The organism is Paenibacillus cellulosilyticus (assembly GCF_003182255.1).
In the GTDB taxonomy this organism is placed as follows: Bacteria; Bacillota; Bacilli; order Paenibacillales; family Paenibacillaceae; genus Paenibacillus_T; species Paenibacillus_T cellulosilyticus.
The window spans coordinates 31,586-47,034 of sequence record NZ_QGTQ01000037.1; the positions used below are offsets into that span (position 1 = coordinate 31,586).

At 52.3% G+C, this 15,449-nt stretch carries 16 protein-coding genes; 6 read left to right on the top strand and 10 right to left on the bottom strand.

Annotated features, from left to right (window positions below; all coding sequences use genetic code 11):
- Nucleotides 1–120: 120 nt before the first annotated feature.
- The 3 genes from DFQ01_RS27655 to DFQ01_RS27665 are packed head-to-tail and all read left to right on the top strand — an operon-like array spanning nucleotide 121 to nucleotide 3,279.
- A complete protein-coding gene (locus DFQ01_RS27655) occupies nucleotides 121–1,326 on the top strand; it encodes a phenylacetate--CoA ligase family protein (protein ID WP_110047168.1) in 1,206 nt (401 codons plus the stop codon).
- Nucleotides 1,299–2,303, top strand: coding sequence for a 2,3-diaminopropionate biosynthesis protein SbnA (gene sbnA / locus DFQ01_RS27660; protein ID WP_110047169.1), 1,005 nt, complete (start codon nucleotides 1,299–1,301; stop codon nucleotides 2,301–2,303). The genes DFQ01_RS27655 and sbnA overlap by 28 nt, the downstream gene beginning before the upstream one ends.
- Before the next feature lies 1 nt (nucleotide 2,304).
- Nucleotides 2,305–3,279, top strand: coding sequence for a 2,3-diaminopropionate biosynthesis protein SbnB (locus DFQ01_RS27665; RefSeq protein ID WP_110047170.1), 975 nt, complete (start codon nucleotides 2,305–2,307; stop codon nucleotides 3,277–3,279).
- A 112-nt stretch (nucleotides 3,280–3,391) separates the two neighbouring features.
- On the opposite strand, the gene DFQ01_RS27670 is transcribed toward DFQ01_RS27665, so the two are convergent.
- Entirely contained in the window at nucleotides 3,392–3,781 is a 390-nt protein-coding gene (locus DFQ01_RS27670) for a hypothetical protein (protein WP_245946908.1), read from the bottom strand.
- A 213-nt stretch (nucleotides 3,782–3,994) separates the two neighbouring features.
- Between DFQ01_RS27670 and asnB the strand changes: the two genes are divergently transcribed.
- Entirely contained in the window at nucleotides 3,995–5,839 is a 1,845-nt protein-coding gene (gene asnB / locus DFQ01_RS27675) for an asparagine synthase (glutamine-hydrolyzing) (RefSeq protein WP_110047171.1), read from the top strand.
- Between the two features lie 84 nt (nucleotides 5,840–5,923).
- Here the strand turns inward: asnB and rdgB are convergent, their stop codons facing one another.
- The 3 genes from rdgB to DFQ01_RS27690 all read right to left on the bottom strand — a co-directional run bounded on the left by rdgB (nucleotide 5,924) and on the right by DFQ01_RS27690 (nucleotide 8,576).
- Nucleotides 5,924–6,568 carry an RdgB/HAM1 family non-canonical purine NTP pyrophosphatase gene (gene rdgB / locus DFQ01_RS27680; RefSeq protein WP_110047172.1) on the bottom strand — a complete coding sequence of 215 codons (645 nt, stop codon included), beginning with the start codon at nucleotides 6,566–6,568 and terminating at the stop codon, nucleotides 5,924–5,926.
- Complete coding sequence (gene rph, locus DFQ01_RS27685; protein WP_110047173.1) at nucleotides 6,565–7,311, bottom strand: ribonuclease PH; 747 nt, start codon at nucleotides 7,309–7,311, stop codon at nucleotides 6,565–6,567. Before rph ends, rdgB begins: the two co-directional genes overlap by 4 nt.
- A gap of 209 nt (nucleotides 7,312–7,520) precedes the next feature.
- Complete coding sequence (locus tag DFQ01_RS27690; protein ID WP_110047174.1) at nucleotides 7,521–8,576, bottom strand: GerMN domain-containing protein; 1,056 nt, start codon at nucleotides 8,574–8,576, stop codon at nucleotides 7,521–7,523.
- Between the two features lie 192 nt (nucleotides 8,577–8,768).
- On the opposite strand from DFQ01_RS27690, the gene DFQ01_RS27695 reads away from it, so the two are divergent.
- Nucleotides 8,769–9,299: a phosphatidylglycerophosphatase A family protein gene (locus DFQ01_RS27695; RefSeq protein WP_110047175.1), complete on the top strand. Its 531-nt coding sequence runs from the start codon at nucleotides 8,769–8,771 to the stop codon at nucleotides 9,297–9,299.
- Nucleotides 9,300–9,384: 85 nt separating this feature from the next.
- Here DFQ01_RS27695 and DFQ01_RS27700 read toward each other — a convergent pair whose 3' ends face one another.
- Genes DFQ01_RS27700 through DFQ01_RS27715 form a run of 4 tightly spaced genes read right to left on the bottom strand, consistent with a single transcriptional unit; the run spans nucleotide 9,385 to nucleotide 12,847 of the window.
- Nucleotides 9,385–9,744: a lipid-A-disaccharide synthase N-terminal domain-containing protein gene (locus DFQ01_RS27700; protein WP_110047176.1), complete on the bottom strand. Its 360-nt coding sequence runs from the start codon at nucleotides 9,742–9,744 to the stop codon at nucleotides 9,385–9,387.
- Complete coding sequence (locus tag DFQ01_RS27705; protein ID WP_110047177.1) at nucleotides 9,745–10,452, bottom strand: glycosyltransferase family 2 protein; 708 nt, start codon at nucleotides 10,450–10,452, stop codon at nucleotides 9,745–9,747. It lies immediately after the preceding gene.
- Nucleotides 10,446–11,480 carry a GDP-mannose 4,6-dehydratase gene (locus DFQ01_RS27710; RefSeq protein WP_110047178.1) on the bottom strand — a complete coding sequence of 345 codons (1,035 nt, stop codon included), beginning with the start codon at nucleotides 11,478–11,480 and terminating at the stop codon, nucleotides 10,446–10,448. The genes DFQ01_RS27705 and DFQ01_RS27710 overlap by 7 nt, the downstream gene beginning before the upstream one ends.
- Complete coding sequence (locus DFQ01_RS27715) at nucleotides 11,477–12,847, bottom strand: UDP-glucose dehydrogenase family protein (protein WP_110047179.1); 1,371 nt, start codon at nucleotides 12,845–12,847, stop codon at nucleotides 11,477–11,479. The genes DFQ01_RS27710 and DFQ01_RS27715 overlap by 4 nt, the downstream gene beginning before the upstream one ends.
- A 170-nt stretch (nucleotides 12,848–13,017) precedes the next feature.
- Here DFQ01_RS27715 and DFQ01_RS27720 point away from each other — a divergent pair, with 170 nt between their 5' ends.
- A complete protein-coding gene (locus DFQ01_RS27720) occupies nucleotides 13,018–13,467 on the top strand; it encodes a MarR family winged helix-turn-helix transcriptional regulator (protein WP_110047180.1) in 450 nt (149 codons plus the stop codon).
- 106 nt (nucleotides 13,468–13,573) lie between these two features.
- On the opposite strand, the gene DFQ01_RS27725 is transcribed toward DFQ01_RS27720, so the two are convergent.
- Nucleotides 13,574–14,596, bottom strand: coding sequence for an MBL fold metallo-hydrolase (locus DFQ01_RS27725; protein WP_110047181.1), 1,023 nt, complete (start codon nucleotides 14,594–14,596; stop codon nucleotides 13,574–13,576).
- Nucleotides 14,597–15,328 carry a class I SAM-dependent methyltransferase gene (locus DFQ01_RS27730; protein ID WP_174812767.1) on the bottom strand — a complete coding sequence of 244 codons (732 nt, stop codon included), beginning with the start codon at nucleotides 15,326–15,328 and terminating at the stop codon, nucleotides 14,597–14,599. It lies immediately after the preceding gene.
- Between the last annotated feature and the right edge of the window lie 121 nt (nucleotides 15,329–15,449).

The window sequence follows — 15,449 nt, forward strand, 5'->3', positions numbered from 1 at the left end:
GTCGCCTCCGCTAAAGGATGGTTTCTACAGCATATGTCATATAGGTGGTCCCATCGTGTGCTCGAACCCATGCAGGTCCAATCGGACTGGCATAAGATATCAAATCGGGGAGGAATGTGCTTGAAAAATCAACATTTGAGAAGGCTGGCCGCTTATTACGCGCGTCAATTCCCTTGGTATGCCGAGCTGCTGCGATCCGATGGCAACAGCTCCGCTGCCGATGAACCGCCTTATATGACTGCTCAATTGCTAGAGCAGCACTACTACAGTGCTCCTGCGCCAGAGGAACATTTCGTCTATCGTACATCAGGAACGAGCGGCGGCGCCCGGAAAGCCATTCAGTATTCACATGCCGACGAGCGCCGTTATTTGCAGGTGAAGGTTCGTTTGTTCGAGCAGTTGGCAGGTAATCGTCCCATCAAACACGCTCTCGCCGATATGGGTACTGGACATGCTGCCGCAACTGCTCTTGATGTGTTCCGCACGCTAGGCTGGGAAGCGGAAGCGGTCGCTTACAATGAGCCACTAGCGGTGCACGTCGAACGTTTGACAACCGTCCGGCCTGATTTGCTCTACACAATGCCCTCGCTGCTGGATCGGCTTGTTTGTGCATTAGACAATCCGGCGGCACTCGGCATTCAATGCATCGTGACGGTCGGTGAGCCTGCGTCTGCGCAGTGGCGGCGTGCGATGGCAGCCAGCTTCGGATTGTCGGAGGCCGATGTCATCGACACCTACGGTTCGATCGAGGTCGGTACCATTGCGTGGTTCGATCATGAGTCTGGCTTCTACCGGCTTGTTGATGGCATCCATGCAGAAGTAGCAGAACCTGCATCACTAGGATTGTATGATTCGCTCGCTCCGAATGAAGGGGCTTTGGTGCTGACCTCGACGATGCGCGCTGCCTTTCCAGCCATTCGGTTCGCGACGGGCGATGTTGTCAGAGGGTTTAAAAGCAGCGGTAAGGATGGTTCAAAAGCAACGTTCGAGGCGATTGTAAGGCGAATTGGACCAGAGCTAAAGCATGGTGAAAAGATCAGCATTCACGATATCGAAGCCGCCGTATTCGTACACGCAACCCGTATCCAAGCACGAGCAGCCTCTGACGGCAACCGTCTCGTTGTCTATTTGCATGGCCCTGATGCGACTCCGACGGCCGCACAATTAATTGAGGAAGAAATTGAACGGAAAGTACCGGAGATCGGAGACATGATTCGCGGCGGCATGCTGCCCCGCATTCAAATTGTCCTCGCTACTAGTGAAAGTGAACTGCCCCAAGGGAGTGTGAAGCAGAAAAAATGGCATCGTCTGACCGATTCCAACTAGAGCTGGAAACGGGTGTCCTTCGTCTTATCGGCGGAACGCCGCTCGTACCGCTGCACCGCTTATATCCCGATGCACACGTGAACATCTACGCCAAACTTGAAATGTATAACCCGGGAGGAAGCGCCAAAGACCGTCCAGCGCTTCGGATGATGCGCGAGGCCATTGCATCAGGTCTCGTCGGCCCTCATACAACAATCGTTGAGTCGAGTTCCGGTAATATGGCCATTAGTCTCGCAATGATATGCGGTATTCTCGGACTGCGCTTCATCTGTGTCGTGGACCCCCGAACTGCTGAAACGAATTTGCGCATCATTCGTTCCTACGGTGCGGAAATCAACTATGTAACAGAACCAGATCCAGCTACGGGCGAATTCCTCCCTGCCCGAATCGCACGGGTGAATGAGCTGGTACAACAAATTGGAGACGCGTTCTGGCCAAATCAGTACGGGAATCCGTATAATGCGGCAGCTCATCGTGACACGACGATGCCGGAGATCGAAGCAGCTATCGGTCGAATCGACATGCTGCTCGTTGGCGTTAGCAGCTGCGGCAGCATTCGCGGCTGCGCTGACTATGTACAACAAAACGGGCTGGATACAGCTGTTATAGGCGTCGATGCTGCGGGCAGCGTTATTTTTGGCGGACCAGGAAGCAGACGACTGCCAGGCCTTGGCGCAGGTATTGTCCCCCCGCTCTTCGCGCCGGGGCTTGCAGCCGGACATGAAACGGTTACTGATTTGGACTGCGTCAGCGGATGCCGACGGCTGCTGCGCAAAGAATCCATTATGGTTGGCGGTTCAGCAGGCGGCGTCGTAACTGCGCTTGGAAGAAGACTCGATCAACTGCCGAATGGCGCGAATGTCGTCCTGATTCTTGCTGACCGCGGCGATCGCTATCTGGACACGGTGTACAGCGACGACTGGGTAACGCGCTGCTTCGGCGAAGAAGCAGCGGCTCGATTGGCGGCTGAGCGCTAATATGCTGTATTTAAACGAAGACGACCTGCTTGCGCTAGGCGCCGATTGGGGCAAGCTAGCTGACACGGTAACGGATGCGCTTGCCAGCATGGCGGCCGGCGACTACGTACAGCCGCTCAAGCCTTATCTTCGCTTCAAGGACCCTGCGAATCGAATCATTGCAATGCCTGCCTATATCGGCGGTACGTTCGACGCCGCTGGTATCAAATGGATCGCAAGCTTCCCGGCTAATCCGTCCATCGGCATTCCTCGAGCGCATAGCGTGGTCGTGTTGAATGATGCGGCGACTGGCAAGCCTGTGGCGCTCGTGAACAGTCCGCTGCTTAGCATTATGCGTACGGCCGCAGTAAGCGCGGTCATGCTGAGACGATGGCTGGAGCTGCCCAATCAGCATCATAACCGTCCGCTGAACGTTGGCCTTATTGGATGTGGGCCAATTGGCCAATGGCATGCCCGTATGCTGACGGTCATCTTAGGTTCACGGCTTGGGAAGCTAAAAACGTACGACCTTTCACCTGCGCGTGCTCGACAAGCGGCAGATGCAGCCGGATCTGCCGGTTCGGCCGCAGCAAGTTGGGAAGAAGCGTATTTCGAATCGGATATTATCGTCACATGCACCGTATCTGGAAGCCGGTACATTTTCTCACCTCCACCGCGAGGAAGCCTGCTGCTGCACGTCTCGCTGCGCGACTATCGCCCATCAGCGCTAGCTTCAATCAACACCGTCGTCGTTGATGATTGGGACGAGATATGCCGCGAGAATACCGATATCGAACAGATGCATCTGACGGTTGGGTGGGAGAAGGATCGGACGATTACGCTCTCAGAAGCGGTATTCGGCGACAAGCTGCTATCTATGCCGAAGGATGGACGACTGTTGTTCAGCCCGATGGGCATGGCCATCTTCGATATTGCCGTTGCAACCTATACGCTGGGACTGGCCCGTGACAAAGGAATTGGTTTAGAGCTAAAATAGCGAGCGACACCACTTTAATCAACGTATTTGCAGCAAAAAGGGGCTATCGTCCGATGCCAGCAGTGCAGTCATCACTGCTGGCCGGGCAATAGCCCCTTCCTTTTTACCTTATCTAATGCAAATGGTTGTCTTCGATAAACTGCCTCGTATCTTCTGTACCCAGCTCATGCAGCAGCGTATAAATTTGTCTAATGATCGCGTTCGTTCCGCCGCTTAGTGCACGATCATCATTGGTCTCATAGGGATGACGGGTAAAATGGAGCGCCTCCGCCTCATCCATGCTGGAATATTCGCTGAACAGCTCTTTCAGCTGATTCACCTCGTCAGCATTCGCTTGAATGATCAGTTCATAGGAAGCTGCATGCTGATCTTCGAGCACCTGACCAGCTCCTACCGATACATAATAGGTGCGGCGTTCGCCAGCGTCACCAGTGGAATGCCCAAGGTTGTGTTGATGGCTATCGCTGTGATTGCGATGATGGGTATGGTTGTCATGTGACATAAAGAATGGCCCCCTTCCTTGTCCGGATCACGGACACTCTTTACGTAGGTTCCCCCTATGGACAGACATTTTATCCTATATTTCCGCATATAACTGGTATTATCTCGACAAAATAGACAACTGCCGTTCCCCCGGCCCTCGCGCCAGTTGAACCGCAGGATGCGGACGAGCGAGCAACAACAGACAACATCCTGGAGAGAGGGATGAGTTAGTATGTGTGGAATTACCGGTTGGATTGATTGGAGCCGTGATCTGACACAATTCAGCGAACAGCTCGAACGGATGACGGAAACGTTGGCCCCTCGCGGCCCGGATGCGTCAGGCACATGGATTTCGTCACATTGCGGTTTAGGGCATCGCCGGCTGTCTGTCATTGATCCGGAGAATGGGGCGCAGCCAATGATTCGCCATGAGGGCGAGCGGACGTGCGTCGTCGTTTATAACGGAGAGCTGTACAATGCACTGGAACTGCGGGCGGAGCTGGAGAGCAGAGGAAGAACGTTCACGACAAACTGCGATACGGAAGTGCTGCTCGTCGCTTATATGGAGTGGGGCAAATCGTGCATAGAGCGTTTCAATGGCATCTTCGCCTTTGCGATCTGGGATTCGGCGGAGCAGCATCTGTTCCTAGCACGCGACAGGCTGGGTGTAAAGCCGCTGTTCTACAGCGAAGGCGAAGGCAAGTTCATGTTTGGCTCTGAGCCCAAAGCGATTCTAGCGCATGACGAAGTGCCTGCGCGGGTTGGAGCAGAAGGATTGGCTGAGATATTCATCGTTGGGCCGGCACGCACGCCGGGGCATGGCGTCTATAAGAACCTCCGCGAGCTGCGGCCAGGACAATGTATGACCGTACGGCGTGAAGGCAATGCCATTCGCACCTATTGGAAGCTGGAAAGCCGTCCACATACGGACGACGTCGATGCAACGGCAGCTCGTGTTGGGGAGCTCCTGCGGGATACAGTGGAACGCCAACTCATCTCTGACGTGCCGGTATGTACACTGCTTTCTGGCGGTCTTGACTCGAGCGCGCTCACATCGCTTGCGGTCCGCTATTATCAAGGCACAGGCCAAGGCAATATTCATACGTATTCCGTCGACTATGTCGACAACGACAAGCATTTCAAGGCGCACGCCTTCCAACCGAATGCGGATGCACCTTGGATCAAACGAATGAACGAGTATTTAGGTACGATTCATCACAACGTTCAATTCGATACACCAGAGCTGGTCGACGCCCTGCGTGCGGCTACGCTGGCGCGCGACTTGCCGGGTATGGCGGACGTCGATGCTTCGCTGCTGCTGTTCTGCCGGGAAATTAAAAAAGGGGCGACCGTGGCGCTGTCCGGTGAAGCGGCAGACGAAATCTTCGGCGGCTACCCGTGGTTCCATCGGGAAGAAGCGTTGAACGCTAACACATTCCCATGGTCGCTAGCTACTGGGATGCGTGCCGATCTGCTCAATCCAGAGGTTGCTGACTGGCTGAAGCCGCAGCAATACTTGGCAGACCGTTATGAAGATGCGCTTGCCGAGGTCCCTCATCTGGAAGGCGAAGACGCTGCTGCACAGCGGATGCGCATCATGTCCTATTTGAACATTACACGTTTCATGCCGACACTGCTCGACCGGAAAGATCGGATGAGTATGGCCGTTGGTCTTGAGGTACGCGTTCCTTATTGCGATCATCGCCTGGTTGACTATGTATTCAACATTCCTTGGGAGACGAAGACGTCGGGCGCCCGCGAGAAAGGCATACTTCGCAAATCGTTGACCGGCGTTCTGCCTGACGACGTCCTATGGCGGAAGAAGAGCCCTTATCCGAAGACACATAATCCGAATTATCTCGACGCCGTACGCAGCAAGCTGTTGGAGGTGCTCGACGATCCGAGTTCGCCGCTGCTGCCGCTTATTAACGTTAACAAAGTACGTGAAATTGCCGCTTCGACCGATGCGAGCTCGAATATCCCATGGTTTGGCCAGCTGATGAGCGGTCCGCAGCTGTTCGCTTACTTGTGGCAGACAGACCTGTGGCTGCGTCAATATAACGTTTCGATCGGGTAATGAAGTCGAACAACAAAAGGCTGGGCGAGAAGGATATGGTTCACACCATGACTCTTCTCACTCAGCCTTCTTTACATGAACACCCTATTGAAGCTTCGCCAGCAGCTCGCGCAGCGCCGCACCGCGGTGGCTGATCGCCTGCTTCTCATCGGTTGTGAGCTCCGCCATCGATCGGCCCAGCTCTGGCAGCCAGAACAGCGGGTCATAGCCGAAGCCGCCCGTTCCTCTCGCACTGGACAGAATCCGTCCTTCAACCGATCCTTCCGTATCAACGAACGATCCGTCAGCCGGATCATACAGCGCAAGTGCACAGCGGAATTGTGCGCCTCCGAACAAATTGACACCATGCGCCTCGATTGCCGGCACATCACCCAGCGCACCAGCAAGACGGGTTAATTCGCGAAGAAGCTTCGCATTGTTGTCTGCATCCGAGGCATCTTCACCTGCATAACGAGCAGAATAGACGCCCGGCGCACCATCCAGCGCATCTACGCACAAGCCGGAATCGTCGGCGAGAACCGGGAGCTGGAGCGCATCACCAATGATCTTCGCCTTCTTGCGGGCATTCGCTTGGAATGTGTCGCCATCCTCAACGATCTCTGGAAGCCCTTCATAGTCGCGCAGGCTGCGGACCTCTAGGCCCAACTGGGCGAATGCATGAGCGAACTCCTTCACCTTGCCCGCATTGCCGGTAGCTACAACAACGACTTGTCCATCGGCAAATTTCATGCTTTGGCTCCCCCGATCCTAGCGCCTGCTTGTCCAAGTGCGTCACGCTGCTTGTTAATCAGCTCGCCGATACCGGACTCTGCCAGCGCAAGCAGATCGTTAAGCTCTTGTCTGGAGAACGGCGACTCCTCGCCTGTGCCCTGCACCTCGACGAATTGTCCTGCCCCTGTCATGACCACGTTCATATCTACCTTCGCCGATGAATCCTCTTCATAATTCAGGTCAAGCAGCGGCGTTCCGTTAATAACCCCTACGCTAACTGAAGCAAGATAGTCCGTAATCGGATAACGGCTGAAGTTATGTTTCTCCGACAGTTTATTGATCGCAATCGCCATCGCAATGAACGCGCCGGTAATGGAAGTCGTCCGTGTGCCGCCATCCGCTTGAATGACGTCGCAATCCAACGTAATCGTCCGTTCGCCGAGCGCCTGCAGATCAACGACCGAGCGCAGCGCACGACCGATCAGGCGTTGAATTTCCATCGTACGTCCGCCGAGCTTCCCTTTCGCCGATTCGCGCTGGTTGCGAGTTTGAGTGGCGCGCGGCAGCATCGAATATTCCGCTGTCACCCAGCCTTTGCCCTGCCCCTTCATGAAAGGCGGAACCCGCTCCTCCACCGTCGCCGTACAAATCACTTTCGTATCGCCAAACGAGATTTCTACCGAGCCTTCTGCATATTTGTTCACGCCTGTCTGAATAGAAACAGGACGCAGTTGATTTTGTTGACGTCCATCGGATCTCATGCTTGTCCTCCTAAAAGATATCACTGCCTGCAAGCAAATTGCTTGCTTCGTAAGTGTAAGTGTATGTTCCGTAACCACCTTCCCCATTTTACCAGACACGCTTCATAAAATCGACCTGCCACTCCGCTGCGCAGCACACAACACAAGATGGCCACGCAGGAACAGCGTCCTGGAGGCCATCTTGAATGGAATAATTTCACCGTATGGGATTAAGACTTAAGCGCGTTCACATACGTTGGACGGCTCACTGGCTCTGTCATGAGATTCGTCTCGCCGTTCAACGTAATTTGAACTTTGGAAGTGTTCGCGTTCTCCGTCACTGACAAGATGATAGCTTGCAGCATTTCATCCGGCTCTATCTGGCCTTCCATAAAGGCCTCATCCTGCAGGTTGACGGTGATCGTATTATCTTTCGGCACGACGCTCTTCACTTGTACATCTGGCGTCATTACACCGATCAATTGGCTCTGACTGAGTGGTCCGGCGATCAGTTGATCGATTGAAGCCTTCAGCATATCATCTGTACGATTAATGAGGCGCGTAACCGGTACATAGTATGAATCACCATCCGGCGTCTCCGACGAGAAGTAGAGTGTGACCGGTACCGATTGTCCATAATCAATGCCATCGGCTACTTCAAGGTTGATGCCAACGGAGCGATCCAGTGGACGATCAAGCGGGTATGCATGCTCTGGCATTTCGGTCAGCTTCGTTCCATCCAGCATCAGCTCTACGCCCGACACATCTGGAAGGCCCGTTAGCGTCCACGCAATCGCTTCGACGATCTTCCGTTCATCCGCTGCGTTATAGTCAGTGAACGATTGGGAGAAATCAACCGTTGCCAGCTTCTTCTCCTTCGACTCCGTATAACCATTCACTTGGGTGCCCTTCGGAATAATACCCGTAAAGCCAGCTGGCAGTTGATCCGCATAATCTCCGCCGTCAACCATCATTTCCAGCGCCTTCTGGCCAAGCTTCTCCTCACCGCCTAAGGTTGTCCGAAGTGTAACTGGCGCAAGGTAGCCATGTGAATCCAGCAGGTACACTGTCATTTGCGTTTCACCCGTTTGAAGATCGATGGTGCCCGTCTCCGTACCCGTAGTGTTCTGCTGCAGGCTGCCGCTTGCCTCGTTCTGCGTTTCGACAGGCGGCGGATCGATCTCCTTCGCTGTATTTTGCGAGAAAATTCCGCAGCCAGCTGTCATTAGCGGCAGTGCGACAACCCCTGTCATTGCTGCTAGGCGAATCCAACGATAACGATTCATATCCGTTTCTTCCTCCCATCATCTTCGCGCCGCGCCACGGCGTAAGTGGTTCATTGGCTCGGTTTGTAGTACTATGTATACGAGCCCTCCGCTGTTTTAGACCAGTTTTGTCCAACCAATTGGACAAAGTTTGTTGCGTCCGCGGCGGAACTCAAACATCAACCATTACGTACGCGAGGAGGCTGTTGCACGATGTCTTCAACCGAGCCTTATAGACTGAACAGCCGAGCGGTCGCCGAAGCGACTAGGCAATGGCTGACGAAGCGCGGTGTCTCCATCGAGGAGATTGCAGAGCTCGCCTACTTCCTACAGAAAGATTACTTCCCAGAGCTAACGGCAGAAGCTTGCGTCTCACATGTGGAGGCCGTATTGTCCAAACGCGAGGTTCACAACGCGGTATTAACGGGCATCCAGCTTGATATGCTTGCCGAGCAGCGCATGCTGCTTCCTCCTCTGCAGGAGATGCTGTTCCACGATGAGCCGCTGTACGGCTGTGATGAAATACTCGCGCTATCCATCGTGAACGTGTATGGCAGCATTGGACTAACTAACTTTGGCTATATTGATAAACTGAAGCCAGGTGTTGTGAAGCGGCTTAACGAGAAGAACGGGCATGATGTGCATACGTTTCTCGACGATCTCGTTGGCGCGATTGCCGCAGCTGCTGCAAGCCGAATTGCACATCGGATGCAAGCCGCGAAGGAAGAGGAGCATCCGGAATAATTACACGTATATTACGCACAAAAAAAAGGCTGTCATACAGCAGGTTATGGAGATCTAACCTGCCATATGGCAGCCTTCTTCTATTCTACGAATCAATGGACCGTGCGCTGCTGTTCTGAACATGGGAGCTGATCGCAGCATCTTTGTCCGCTTTCCTAGCCGCTGCCTTCCGGTTAATCATAATATTGCGGAAGTAGACGAACACGCTCGGCAGTTGACCAAGCAGAAATACCGGGTCCTTACGATAAATGGCGTATGCGGACAGTATGGCGCTGCCTACTATGCTGTACACCCAGAAAGACAGTGGTATGACCGTTTGCTTAGCCTTCTCGCTAGCCAGCCATTGAGTAACGAAACGCAGCGAGAACATGATTTGCCCGGCGAACCCGAACACAACCCAGCATATCTCGCTCAACGACAGGCTGCCGAATATATAGCTTCTCATCTACTGGCCTCTAACTTGGTAGCGAATCACCCGTTTTCTAAGCCAGCCAATGACAATCGCATCCATCAGCCCGACGAATGCACGATTGAATACGCCGTATTTGGACACCCCGTGCTGCCGTTCACGGTGCGATACCGCTACTTCAATCACTTTAAAGCCGTTGATCTTCGCAAGCGTCGGCAGGAAGCGATGCATCCCTTCGTACAAGTAATAGCTCTCCGCTACTTCGCGTTTCATCAGCTTCATCGGGCAGCCCGTATCGTAGATTTGATCGCCAGTGAGCCAGTTGCGAACCCCGTTGCCTACGCGAGAAGATACCTTCTTCACCAGCGTATCTTGACGTTTCACTCGTTTGCCGTTGACGAAATCCATCTGCGGGATGTATGGCATCAACTTAAAAATATCGCGCGGATCTGTTTGTAAATCCGCATCTATGAGCGCTATCAACTCGCCTTTGGCATGTTTAAGGCCCGCATAAATCGCGGCCGTCTGCCCGCAGTTGGAGACGAAATGAACAACCTGAACAGCCGGATCCTCTACTGCAAGTTCATTCAGAATGCTGGCACTGCGATCCTTGCTCCCATCATTAACGAGCACGATCTCATAGCTCTCTACCCGGTTCTTCACCGCATTTGTAATGGCCTCATGCAATAGTCGAATGTTCTCTTCTTCATTATAAATCGGCGCTACAATTGACAGCTTCACCATTTACGTTCACCCCTGTACCAAGTCACGAATCTTGCTATTCCTTCTTCAAAATCGGTCTTCGGATCGTATCCGAACAAACGATTCGCTTTTGTTACATCTGCATAAGTCTGTTCCACATCCCCTGGCTGATCTGGCATCCATCGTATGTTCGCACTGCGGCCGGAGCACCTCTCCAGCGTCTGCACGAGCTCGATTAACGTAACGGTATGATGGGTTCCTAAATTGATGATCTCGTATACACGTTCTTCGGTCTCGATGTAATGAAGCGCGCCAAGCATGCCCTGAATAATATCATCAATATGCGTATAATCGCGTCTCGACGATCCGTCGCCATACAACGTCAACTCGTCGCCGTTGTCCAGCATTCTCATAAATTTATGAATGGCAAGATCGGGACGCTGCCGCTCTCCATACACCGTGAAGAAACGCAGCATGATCGTATCGATTCCGAATAAATGGAAATACGTATGTCCCATAACCTCGCACGATTTCTTCGTTGCTGCATAAGGCGAAATCATGCGGTCCACGACATCAAGCTCAGAGAAAGGCAGCTTCTTCTGGTTGCCGTAGACCGAGGAGCTAGAAGCACACAGCCATTTGCGAACGTTATGTCTGCGCATCGCCTCGAGCATATGCATCGTGCCCTTCACATTCACTTCTTCATACAACATCGGGTCCTCAATCGAAGGTCTTACACCCGCCATGGCGGCCAAGTGAATGACGACATCGATTGATTCGCTCGCAAATACCGCATTAACGGAAGCTCGATCACGAATATCTGCGACCACCAGTTTATAGTTATCACGATTCACGATACTTGGAAGCTGCTGAAGATCTGTTTGTTTATCTGTAAAAGAAAGCGATTCGGTCGAACCCGTACTGTTCAGCACGTTACCGATCTTTATTCTGTAATCATAGACATCATTGAAACTATCAATACATAGGACGCGATGGCCAAGGCGCAGCAATCGCTCGCACAAATGGGAACCGATAAAGCCCGCTCCCCCCGTTACACAATACGTTGTCATTTGGCCTCCTGCAGCGAATACACTTTAGGCTCCGAATAGGTGCCAACGCCATAGTAAGAAAATAGCTGCTGGACGTCTGTATTCATTGCGAACATATTTCTTAAATCAAACATCGCGCGATTGCCTCGCATATTACTTGCTATTGCTGCCAGGTCTACATTCCGGAACTGTGCCCATTCCGTCATCAGTACAATCGCATCTGCGTTCGCTGCGCTTTCGGCCTCACTGTCGCAATAATGAATGGCTCCGTTCAATTCCGACCACAGCCGCCTTGCCTGCCTCATCCCTTGCGGGCAGTATACCTTGACGGTGGCACCAAGATCGACCAAGCCTTGAATGATGTCGCGGCTCGGAGCGTCGCGAATATCGTCCGTGTCCGGCTTGAATGACAAGCCCCATACAGCGACCGTTCTGCCCCTCAGCTTCCCATTGAACGATAACCTACTTGCAATCTTCGTGATCATCTTCTGCTTCTGCTTCTTATTTGCTTGGATGGCTGCCTGCACAACAAGCAAATCCTCACCGTTTCGTTTGCCTATATCAACAACGGCCTCTGTATCTTTCGGAAAGCAGCTTCCGCCATAACCTGGTCCAGCCTGGAGAAAATGGGGTGAAATCCGACTGTCGAGCCCCATCCCTTCTGCAATGTCATCAATGTTGGCACCTACCTTCTCAGCTAATAGCGCAAGCTCATTGATGAATGAAATTTTGACGGCCAGGAATGAATTCGCTGCATATTTGACCATCTCAGCTGTCTCCGCGTTCGTGTATAAAACCGGCACTTTGCGCTCAATCTGAGTAGCATAGATACGCTGCAGCATTTGCTTAGCAGCATCAGAATTCGTCCCGATGACAATTCTAGATGGAGACAACGCGTCACTAACCGCCTGCCCCTGCCGAAGAAACTCTGGGTTGGAAGCAACGTCCACTCGGAAGGAAGCACCGGACGCTTGGAGCGCTCCATTGAGCTGCTCTGCAATGCGGCTGCTTGAACCGATGGGCAGCGTTGATTTGCACACGACCACCTTATAGCCGTTCAAATGATTGCTGATCGTCTGCACAACGCTCCGTACATAAGACAGATCGGCGCTGCCATCCTTCTTCGAAGGAGTTCCTACCGCTATGAAGATCACATCGCTTGTTTGCACAACCTGCTGGGCATTTGATGTGAACGACAATGTACCGCTCTCGATGCCACGCTGGATCAGCTGCTCCAAGCCTGGTTCGTAGATCGGGGATATGCCAGCGGCTAATTGTTTTATTTTATGCTCGTCTACATCCATACATGTAACATTGAACCCATAACTTGAAAGAACAGCGCCATGGACTAGTCCGACATACCCGGTCCCCATAATGCCAATGTTCATTTGTTCCACCCCGTTGTCATATGCAAATCGTCTTAACTTGAAAGTTTTAACGAATAAATATATTTAGTTTAGTAACCTAAGTATATTTTCATCTATAATAATAATGAACATTTGGGCACAATTCAAGTATTATTAACAATATACATTTGCCATTATAGACAGGAGAATCTATGGAAAAGAATGATACGATTCAAGAGCTGCACGACGCATTTTTGCGCTTCTCCAAGGCCGAATGGCGGCAGCAGCCGGTTAGAGGATACAAGCGTAGTGAGCTGCGTGTACTGTTCTGCGTCATGGAAGGCATGAAGGATGGAAGACACGGTGTAAAGCTGTCGGAAATTAGCAAGCGGTTGATGGTAACTCCACCGTCCGTTACCCAGCTGATGAAGACATTAATCGAGGATCAGCTTGTCGAGCGTACAATCGATCCTGAGGATAAACGATCCTTCGATCTCGTGCTGACGCCGAAGGGGATGCAAATTGCACAAGAAGCAGACGAGCATTTCAAGCAGTCCCTAGGAGGCTTAGTCGAGCATCTGGGTGAAGAGCAAAGCCAACAATTGGCTGACCTGTTGACGAAAGCTTTTTATTATTACGCCGATCGCAGCCGCAACCTATAAAGAAATCCATAATCAGAGCAGATGCTCGTAGGTAAAAAACGCCTGGCTTCTCATCATTTGGTGAGGAACGCGGGCGTTTTATTGTTTGTTAGTCGTGCGTTTGATGTTATTTGGCTCGATAGATGTATTGTCCGTTCTGCTCCAGCAGCGCCACTCTGCCCTGCTTCTCAAGGCGAACAAGATGAGCAAGCGTCTCCGCCATCGCGAAACGCAAATTGTGCATATTAAGCGTGATGCGGCCGCTGAACAGCAGCTCGCACATCGCAAATCCCGTTACTGACGATTCCGGCTGTTCTTGTATGAAAGCAACCATTTTGTCCAGACGTCGTGCATGATGGGCAATCAGTGCTTCACAGCGTCCTGTAAAGTCGATGATTGGGTCACGATGACCTGGCAGCGCCAATGAAACGTCCAGCTTGCTTAGCTGCTCCAGACTGATCAGGAAAGCTTCTAATGGGTCTTCTCTCTCTCCAGGCACAACACTTACGTTCGGTGTAATATCCGGCATCACCTGATCCCCGCAGATCATGATTCGACTCGCTTCATCATAGAACAAAATTTGACCTTCCGCATGGCCATGCGCTTCAATTGTCGTCCAATCGATGCCACCAAACCGGAACGGCTCGCCCGCTTCCATATAGCTAACCGCTGGATACGGGGAGACCATCGGTACAAAGCTCTCCAAATTGTCTTTAATGCCGTCACGGAGATCTGCAGGCATGCCATGAAGCCGGAATACTTCTACCAATCGATCAGCTAGCGAGCGATCGACGCCCCACATCCGCTCCGCATATCGCTGCGATGCGCGGCTGATCCATACCGGTGCGCCGCTGCGCTGCTGGAACAGACCAGCCAGTCCATAATGGTCGGGATGTTGATGAGTAAGTACAATGCGTGCAATATCGCTGAACGTGATGCCTAGCGACTGCAGTACGCTTTCCCATGCTTCAACAGCTTCAGGCGTATGCAGCCCTGGATCAATAACCGTGCAGCCACCTTCAGGCTCTGGTATCAGATAAGCATTCACATACTTCAGCGAGAATGGCAGTGGAACCTTAACTCGTAACCAACCGTTCTCCAGCTGTTGAATGAATTCTAGTTTATTCGTATTTGATTGTTCGTTCGTCATTTAATCCGCTCTCCCACTAATAATCAATCGTTTCGACTCGGACTCGTTATAGCTCGTGCCATCATATTGTCCCGCAATGCGCGATATACGAAGACCTGCCTCAGCGAGTGCCTTCTCGAACCAATCGAGTCTATATAACTTTACTCGTTCTTCATAGTGCCGTTCTTCCCCGGACGGCGTAATTATCGAGATCGTCTTGCATACCACATCTAATTCGATCGTCCGATGCTCGCGGATGATCCAGCCCGTTTGCTCATCTTCCCGTTCAGACCAAGGTACAAGCGTACGCTTTACTTCGCTGGCATTAAGATAATCGATAACGAAAACGCCGCCCGAGCGAAGCACCCGGCGCAGCTCACGAAGCACCTGTTTATTGTCCTCATCGCTGAAATAGCCAAAGGAAGTGAATAGGTTGACCGTCGCATCAAAGGCGTTATCCGGATAAGGCAGCTCACGCATATCGCCTTGCTGCCAGCTTATGTAATGATGCGCATCGTGGCTGCGCGCCTCCTTCAGCAGCGGCAGCGACAGATCGATCCCGCGATAGCCCATTTCGTCCAGCGCAACCGCGTGGCGCCCCATTCCGCACCCGACATCAAGCATCCTCGAGCCAAGAGGCAGCTCAAGCCATTCCAGCAGTAATCGAACTTCAGCAATTGCCTGATCCCAATTCCGATGTCGGTATACAACCATATAGTCGTCGCCGAAGCTTGATTCATACCAGTCACTCATCGCTTGCACATCCTTCTTACTGAACCTGTATGCCCACGACAGCCGCAGAAGAAACAACAGAAACTACAGTCCATTGTACTTCATTATAGGTCAGACGAGCAAAACGCATGCAGCGCAAATA

Coding starts and splice junctions, on each gene's coding strand:
- sbnA (WP_110047169.1), top strand. CDS start 1,299: ATGGCATCGTCTGACCGATTCCAACTAGAGCTGGAAACGGGTGTCCTT.
- DFQ01_RS27665 (WP_110047170.1), top strand. CDS start 2,305: ATGCTGTATTTAAACGAAGACGACCTGCTTGCGCTAGGCGCCGATTGG.
- DFQ01_RS27670 (WP_245946908.1), bottom strand. CDS start 3,781: ATGTCACATGACAACCATACCCATCATCGCAATCACAGCGATAGCCAT.
- asnB (WP_110047171.1), top strand. CDS start 3,995: ATGTGTGGAATTACCGGTTGGATTGATTGGAGCCGTGATCTGACACAA.
- rdgB (WP_110047172.1), bottom strand. CDS start 6,568: ATGAAATTTGCCGATGGACAAGTCGTTGTTGTAGCTACCGGCAATGCG.
- rph (WP_110047173.1), bottom strand. CDS start 7,311: ATGAGATCCGATGGACGTCAACAAAATCAACTGCGTCCTGTTTCTATT.
- DFQ01_RS27690 (WP_110047174.1), bottom strand. CDS start 8,576: ATGAATCGTTATCGTTGGATTCGCCTAGCAGCAATGACAGGGGTTGTC.
- DFQ01_RS27695 (WP_110047175.1), top strand. CDS start 8,769: ATGTCTTCAACCGAGCCTTATAGACTGAACAGCCGAGCGGTCGCCGAA.
- DFQ01_RS27700 (WP_110047176.1), bottom strand. CDS start 9,744: ATGAGAAGCTATATATTCGGCAGCCTGTCGTTGAGCGAGATATGCTGG.
- DFQ01_RS27705 (WP_110047177.1), bottom strand. CDS start 10,452: ATGGTGAAGCTGTCAATTGTAGCGCCGATTTATAATGAAGAAGAGAAC.
- DFQ01_RS27710 (WP_110047178.1), bottom strand. CDS start 11,480: ATGACAACGTATTGTGTAACGGGGGGAGCGGGCTTTATCGGTTCCCAT.
- DFQ01_RS27715 (WP_110047179.1), bottom strand. CDS start 12,847: ATGAACATTGGCATTATGGGGACCGGGTATGTCGGACTAGTCCATGGC.
- DFQ01_RS27720 (WP_110047180.1), top strand. CDS start 13,018: ATGGAAAAGAATGATACGATTCAAGAGCTGCACGACGCATTTTTGCGC.
- DFQ01_RS27725 (WP_110047181.1), bottom strand. CDS start 14,596: ATGACGAACGAACAATCAAATACGAATAAACTAGAATTCATTCAACAG.
- DFQ01_RS27730 (WP_174812767.1), bottom strand. CDS start 15,328: ATGAGTGACTGGTATGAATCAAGCTTCGGCGACGACTATATGGTTGTA.